6 protein-coding genes are annotated in these 6,325 nt (G+C 57.2%); 1 reads left to right on the top strand and 5 read right to left on the bottom strand.

Annotated features, from left to right (window positions below; all coding sequences use genetic code 11):
* Positions 1–279, bottom strand: a 279-nt coding sequence (locus tag BEN47_RS19215; protein WP_139147394.1) for a transposase, incomplete at its 3' end; no start/stop codon positions are given.
* A gap of 91 nt (positions 280–370) precedes the next feature.
* Here BEN47_RS19215 and BEN47_RS21175 point away from each other — a divergent pair.
* A complete protein-coding gene (locus BEN47_RS21175; RefSeq protein WP_125921818.1) occupies positions 371–763 on the top strand; it encodes a hypothetical protein in 393 nt (130 codons plus the stop codon).
* A 99-nt stretch (positions 764–862) separates the two neighbouring features.
* Here BEN47_RS21175 and ftsZ read toward each other — a convergent pair whose 3' ends face one another.
* From ftsZ to murC, 4 genes are all read right to left on the bottom strand, one after another.
* Positions 863–2,359: a cell division protein FtsZ gene (ftsZ, locus tag BEN47_RS19210; protein ID WP_070730875.1), complete on the bottom strand. Its 1,497-nt coding sequence runs from the start codon at positions 2,357–2,359 to the stop codon at positions 863–865.
* Between the two features lie 102 nt (positions 2,360–2,461).
* Positions 2,462–3,871: a cell division protein FtsA gene (gene ftsA / locus BEN47_RS19205; protein WP_070730872.1), complete on the bottom strand. Its 1,410-nt coding sequence runs from the start codon at positions 3,869–3,871 to the stop codon at positions 2,462–2,464.
* Between the two features lie 84 nt (positions 3,872–3,955).
* Positions 3,956–4,636 (bottom strand): cell division protein FtsQ/DivIB, encoded by a 681-nt coding sequence (locus BEN47_RS19200; RefSeq protein WP_239691671.1) that lies wholly within the window; start codon positions 4,634–4,636, stop codon positions 3,956–3,958.
* 138 nt (positions 4,637–4,774) lie between these two features.
* Positions 4,775–6,172: a UDP-N-acetylmuramate--L-alanine ligase gene (murC, locus tag BEN47_RS19195; protein WP_083322607.1), complete on the bottom strand. Its 1,398-nt coding sequence runs from the start codon at positions 6,170–6,172 to the stop codon at positions 4,775–4,777.
* Positions 6,173–6,325 lie beyond the last annotated feature (153 nt).

Below are 6,325 nucleotides of genomic sequence, written 5' to 3'. Positions count from 1 at the left end.
GCTGGGCTGGCCCGAGGGGGCCGACCGCTGGCGGTCCTGCTCGACTAGTAGTTTGTTGAGCCGCGCCCACCGCCCGTCGGCTTGCCAGCGGCGGAAGTAGTAAAAGCAAATGGGGTAAGGGGGAAAGTCGTGGGGCAACAAGCGCCACTGGCACCCACTCTTGGTTAGGTAGAGCAAGGCATTGAGAATGAGCCGCAACGAATACTTGCGGCGGCGGGCAACTGGCAAGGCGTTTTGCATGACGTGCCACTGGAAATCAGTCAGGTCCGTTTCGTACATCTTTGGTCGGATGAAGAAATTGCGGTAACCTGGCTGGTTTCTGTTTGTCTAACAGCTACTTGTGAATTTTAACAGGCTCTATAGTTGCAAATTGCGAGCAAATCCCAATCTGTTGTTTGGCAGTTTTTCATCGGCAGGCATCAATGATGCACGTGACCAATATCATCAAATGACTGCATTGCAGTTTATATTGGCCTATGATATCATACGCTTTAAGTCAATTTCGCTTTTCGTATCAACTGGCGGTTCGTTCACCTATTCCAGAGGATTATTTGGCACTGGCGGTGAAATTGAAACCCCAGGGGCTACCTCCAGCTATTTCAATAACGCATATTTCGGCGCCCTCGGGGGCGCTGGGCTTAGAATAAGCTGGCAAAATAGCAGAGTTGCTTATGAAATAAAATCCCTCAATTTCGCGTTTGGAAACAAGGGCTTTTCACTTGCAAATCCAATGATTAGCGTTGACTATAAACTTAGAAAATAATTGCTTGTAATAATTTTTTCGAATAAAAACCGCAGCGCAATAAAAAAGCCCTTGCTAATTTCTTAGCAAGGGCTTTTTTATTGCGCTTTACAAAATCATCTAGTCCACATTGTCGTGCAGAAACCGGTTATCTCCCAGCAATTCATTATCGTCAGATAAATTAAACCGCGAGATATTTTGGGCCGAGCTGGGCTCTACATTTTCCAGTTTCACCTGGCGGCGCAGGTAGGCGGGCGTGTCGTATTGGCTCACGGCCTCGGGGGGCAGGCCGTTGCTGAGTTCCTGCAGGCGGCGGCGGCGCTCCAGGGCCTGCGCATCCATGGCGGGACGGGTCCTGTTCTCAGGAGTAGGGGCCGGCGCTGGCGTCGACGTGAGCACGGGCTCGGTAGGCGCACTGGCCGGAATGCCCGCCAACGGCGGCGCAGTGTGCGCCGAAGGGCCGTTCAGGTCGAATGTAACGCGCGCCGGCTCGGGAGCGGTGCTTCCGAAGCTGGGCACAAAGGGAGCTGAGGCACCACTGGCCACTGGCGCGGCGGGAGCTACCTGGGCGGGAGCAGCCTCTACCGGTGCGGCAGCTACTGGAGCAGCTTCCGTGTGGCTGCTGACGCCCGGCGTGCTGATGGAGTGCGCATCGCGGGCAAAACCCGTGGCAATCACCGTCACCCGGATGCTCTGCCCCAACGACTCATCGATGCCGTGGCCAAAAATCATTTCCGCGTCCTGGCCAGCTTTTTCCTGGATGTATTCGGTGATTTCCGTCAACTCGTCCATTTCCAGCTCGTGCTCGGCGCCTGACATAATGGAGAGCAGAATGCGCTGAGCACCGTGGATATCGGTGTTGTTCAGCAGCGGCGAGTTCAGGGCTTCCTCGGCGGCGCGACGGGCGCGGTTTTCGCCATCGGTCACGCTGCTGCCCATCACGGCCGCACCGCTGTCCTTCATCACCGTTTTCACGTCCTCAAAGTCCACGTTCACATCGGCCGTCACCGTAATAATTTCGGCAATGGATTTGGCAGCCGTGGTCAGCACGGTATCGGCCTTGGCGAAGGCAGCACCCATGGTCAGGTTGCCGTAAATCTGGGGCAGCTTGTCGTTGAGAATCACCAGCACCGTGTCGCAATGCTCGCTCAGCGCCTTGATGCCTTCCTCGGCCTGTTGGCGCTTCTTCTTGCCTTCAAACATGAAAGGCGCCGTCACGATGCCCACCGTGAGAATGCCCAGCTCCTGTGCTACCTGCGCAATAACGGGCGCCGCACCGGTGCCGGTGCCACCGCCCATGCCGGCCGTGATGAACAGCATTTTGGTGCCTTGGTTGAGCAGGTCGCGGATTTGCTCTTTGCTTTCCAACGCCGCCTGGCGGCCGCGCTCGGGCTTGGCACCCGCACCGAGGCCTTCGGTCAGGTCCACCCCAATCTGGAGCTTATTGGGCACCGTGGAGCTTTGCAGCGCCTGGTGGTCGGTGTTGCAAATAATAAACTCCACGTCCTTGATGCCCTGCTTGTGCATGTGCTTCACGGCATTGGAGCCACCGCCCCCAACGCCAATCACCTTGATGATTGACTTGTTCTGGGCAGGAATGTCGAATTTGTAATTCATATTTTTTAATTATGAATTATGAGCAATGAATTATGAATTATAAACTAGCCTGGTTGACTTCGGCCAATTCATAATTCATAATTCATAATCCATAATTATTTCCTAGTAGGATTTATCGTCGTAATCGTCAATCAGCAAGCCCTTGGTGCGCGTGATGATGTCCTTGAAGAAGCGACTGGCGGCGCCGGGCTCCTTGGGCTTGGCGGGTGCCGGCGTGGGGGCCGCGGCCGCTGCTACGGGCACCGAAGCGCGCGTTTCAGCCACCGGGGCGGGGGTCGCAACCGGGGCGGCGGCCTGCGGGGCGTAGTACGCGGGTACCGCCTGCTCTTCCTGCTCGTAGGGAGCACGCGAGTTGCGCTCGTCGAGCGAGTGGTAACCGGACAGCACCAAGCCCACGGTAGTAGCGTACATCGGCGACTTCACGGCCTCAATGCGGCTCTTGCCCAGGTGCTGGTTGGGGTAGCCTATGCGGGTATCCAGGCCGGTGATGTACTCGGTGAGCTGCTCCAGGTTCTGCAGCTGCGAGCCGCCACCCGTGAGCACAATGCCCGCCGACAGCTTGTCGTGCAGGCCCATGCGGTAGATTTCGGCATATACCAGCTCCATGATTTCCGACATGCGGGCCTCAATGATGTACGCCAGGTTCTTCAGCGATACTTCCTTGGGCGGGCGGTTGGGTAGGCCGGGAATGCTCACAATTTCGTGGTCGCTGGCTTCCTCGGCAATGGCTTTGCCAAACTTCACCTTCAACTGCTCGGCCTGGCCGGGGGCCACGTTGCAGCCGGCTTTTATGTCCTGCGTGATGATGTTGCCGCCGAACGGCAACACCGCCGCGTGGCGGATGATGCCGTCTTTGAACACCGCCAGGTCGGTGGTGCCGCCGCCAATGTCAATCAGGGCCACGCCGGCCTCCTTCTCCTCTTCGGAGAGGATGGACATGCTGCTGGCCAGTGGCTCCAGAATCAGGTCGGCAATTTCCAACCCGGCTTTGGTCACGCACTTGTTGATGTTGTTGATGGCCGTGCTCTGGGCCGTGATGATGTGGAAGTTGCCTTCCAGGCGCACGCCTTCGTAGCCCACGGGGTCGGCGATGCCTTCTTCGTAGTCCACTTTGTAGTCCTGCGGCATCACGTGAATGATTTGTGAGCCGGGCTGGGTTACCAGCCGGTACATGTCCTGGGTGAGGCGGTTCACGTCGTCCGGACCGATGGTATCGGCCGAGTTGCGCGTGATGCTGCCGTTGTGCTGCAGGCTCTTGATGTGCTGGCCCGCGATGCCCACGTTTACCAATCCAATGCTAATTCCGGACTGTTCTTCGGCTTGCCGAATGGCGCGTTTTATAGCGTCAACGGTCTTGTCAATGTTCAGCACGATGCCCCGCGAAACGCCCTCGGACACGGCTTTGCCCATACCCAGGATTTCCAGTTTACCGAATTCGTTTTTGCGGCCTACCAAGGCGCAGATTTTTGTGGTGCCAATGTCGAGCCCGACGACGATTTTGTCTTGTTGCATAGAGGCGGTGCTGGCGAGCGTAAGGAATGCGTGGGTTGGGGATTGAGGTATTCTTGACCTTACGGTCTGTCATTCAGCGAATTACTATTCGCAGATTATCTGGTTTTGGTATTCGACGTTTACGCGGTGGTAAGTATCCCACCCCAAAACTGACGGAATTTGCCGGTAAAATACCATAAGCTTCGCAAATTTTTCGGAAATATTTTCAGGCAGCCCGAATTCTATGTGCTGGTCCCCCACTTGCTGGGTGAATGAGAGCTTGCCGCTGGGCTCGATAAACACCTCCGCCACCTGGGCTTTCCAGAATTCGTGCTCATCTACATACCGCAAAAACTCCAGGTAGCGCCGCCCGGTGCTGTCCTGGAAAAATGCACTTGGCAAACTAGCCCCGCTGGGGCGCGCCACCGTGGCTACGCGGGCCGTAAACAGCGGCGAGAGGGGCAGCGTGTGGCCCTCGGCGTCCACGTAGGTATCGAGGCGGGTATCGGAGTGGGTGAGGCGGGCTATGGGCCGGTTCTGGCGTACATCGGCGTGCAGGTTGCCGGCCAGGTCGCGGTACACCTGGGCTTCCCGCACGAACGGATGGGCCCGCAACCGGGCTTCCAGCTGGCGCAGTTTCGGGCCCTCGGGCCGGGTGCCCAGCACGGGCTCGGCGCCGCCTTTGGTGAGTAGGGCCGTGACGCCGCGCTCGCTGATGAAGTAGTTATCGAACTCGTTGGCGATGTCTACCGATACTTCGCCGATGGGGCGGGCGGCCTGGCGCATGGCCGCGAATATACCCAACCCGCCCAGCACGAGGAGACAGGCGGCGGCAACAAGTAAATTTCTAAGGGTGCGTTCCAAGGAGTAACCAAATAGCAAGGGGTGGAAATAATTAGCAACAGAGGATTTTCTATTTTTTAATTATTTCCAGCGCTCGGACAATATCAATTTCAATTGCGGTACCAGGGTGTCAATATCCCCAGCCCCTACGGTGGCCAAAACGTCGAACGAGGTATCCGTTCTAACAGCATTCAACACTTGTTCCTTGGTGAGGATGGCTTTGGTGGGCGCAGTGATTTTATCTAAAATGATTTCGGACGTGATGCCGGCCAACGGCTTTTCGCGAGCAGGGTAAATATCCAACAAAAATACCTCATCTGCAATACTTAAGCTCTTGGAAAAGCCTGCCGCGAAGTCGCGGGTGCGGGTGAAAAGGTGCGGCTGGAAAATCACGCGCAGCCGCTTGCTCGGATACAGCGTGCGCACCGAACGCAGAAAAGCCTCTATTTCGCGCGGATGGTGGGCATAATCGTCCAAATAGACGTTTTGGGGCGTAGTCAAGACAAATTCAAAACGACGTTTTACGCCGCTGTACGCGGCTATTCCGGCACGCAGTTTTTCTGCCTCAATACCATGAATTTGTGCGACTGCGGCGGCGGCCAACATGTTTTCCACGTTGTGGTAGCCCGGCACGGCCAGTTGCAGACCTGCCACCGTTCCGGCGGGGCCTTGCAAATCGAAGTGAAACTGATGCCCTTCGGCGGAGATATTGGACGCAAATAGCTGCGGCCCCTGTTCCGCCGAAAGCCCGTAGCGAATTACCGTGGTACCCGCGGGGGCGGCAGCGGCCACGCTCGGGTCGGCGGTATGGTTGATTAGCAGGGTGCCGCCGGGCTGAATCTGGCCCACAAACTGCCGGAAAGATTCTATCAGCGCGTTTTGGTCGCCGTAAATATCCAGGTGGTCGGCGTCGGTGCTCGTGACAATGGCAACGGTGGGAAAGAGCGTGAGAAAGCTGCGGTCGTACTCGTCGGCTTCCACCACAATGGGGGCATCAGAGCTGCCCGGCAGCAGCAGGTTGCTTCCCAGGTTCACGGCAATGCCGCCCAAAAAAGCGCCCGCATCCAGGCCCGCGTGGTGCAGCAGGTGCGCCACCATGCTGCTGGTAGTGGTTTTGCCGTGGGTGCCGGCCACCGCAATGGTGTAGCGGCCGTGGGTGAGCACGCCCAGCACCTGGCTGCGCTTGCGGATGTCGTAGCCCTGGGTTCGCAGCCAGGCCCATTCCAGGCTCTCGGCCGGAATAGCGGGCGTGAGCACCACCAGGGTTTGCGCCCGGTTTTCACGCACGACGGCGGGGATACTCTCCACCGCGTCCTGGTAGTGAATGGCGATGCCTTCGGCCGACAGGGCCAGCGTAAGAGGCGTCTCGGTTTTGTCGTACCCGCTCACCTGATGGCCGTTGGCCCGGAACCAGCGGGCCAGGGCCGACATACCGATGCCGCCAATGCCCAAAAAGAATACGTAGGGAAACTGGTTCAAAACGTTGAATTAAAAATCATGAATTAAAAGTTAAAAACGAGTTAGCAAAATGGTGAAGCTGTTTAGAAAGTCGGTTTTGGGTTGATTTTTCGCAAAAAGAGGACGACAAAGGCCAGCCAGTGCCAGGCCAGCCAGTTGCCGACGCTGGTTTCG

The sequence above is a fragment of the Hymenobacter lapidarius genome (genome assembly GCF_001816145.1).
Taxonomy (GTDB): domain Bacteria; phylum Bacteroidota; class Bacteroidia; order Cytophagales; family Hymenobacteraceae; genus Hymenobacter; species Hymenobacter lapidarius.
This window is presented reverse-complemented; position numbering and strand designations above follow the sequence as displayed.

Bases quoted from the DNA above. Each gene is read 5' to 3' on its own strand.
- ftsZ (WP_070730875.1), bottom strand. From the start codon at position 2,359: ATGAATTACAAATTCGACATTCCTGCCCAGAACAAGTCAATCATCAAG.
- ftsA (WP_070730872.1), bottom strand. From the start codon at position 3,871: ATGCAACAAGACAAAATCGTCGTCGGGCTCGACATTGGCACCACAAAA.
- BEN47_RS19200 (WP_239691671.1), bottom strand. From the start codon at position 4,636: ATGCGCCAGGCCGCCCGCCCCATCGGCGAAGTATCGGTAGACATCGCC.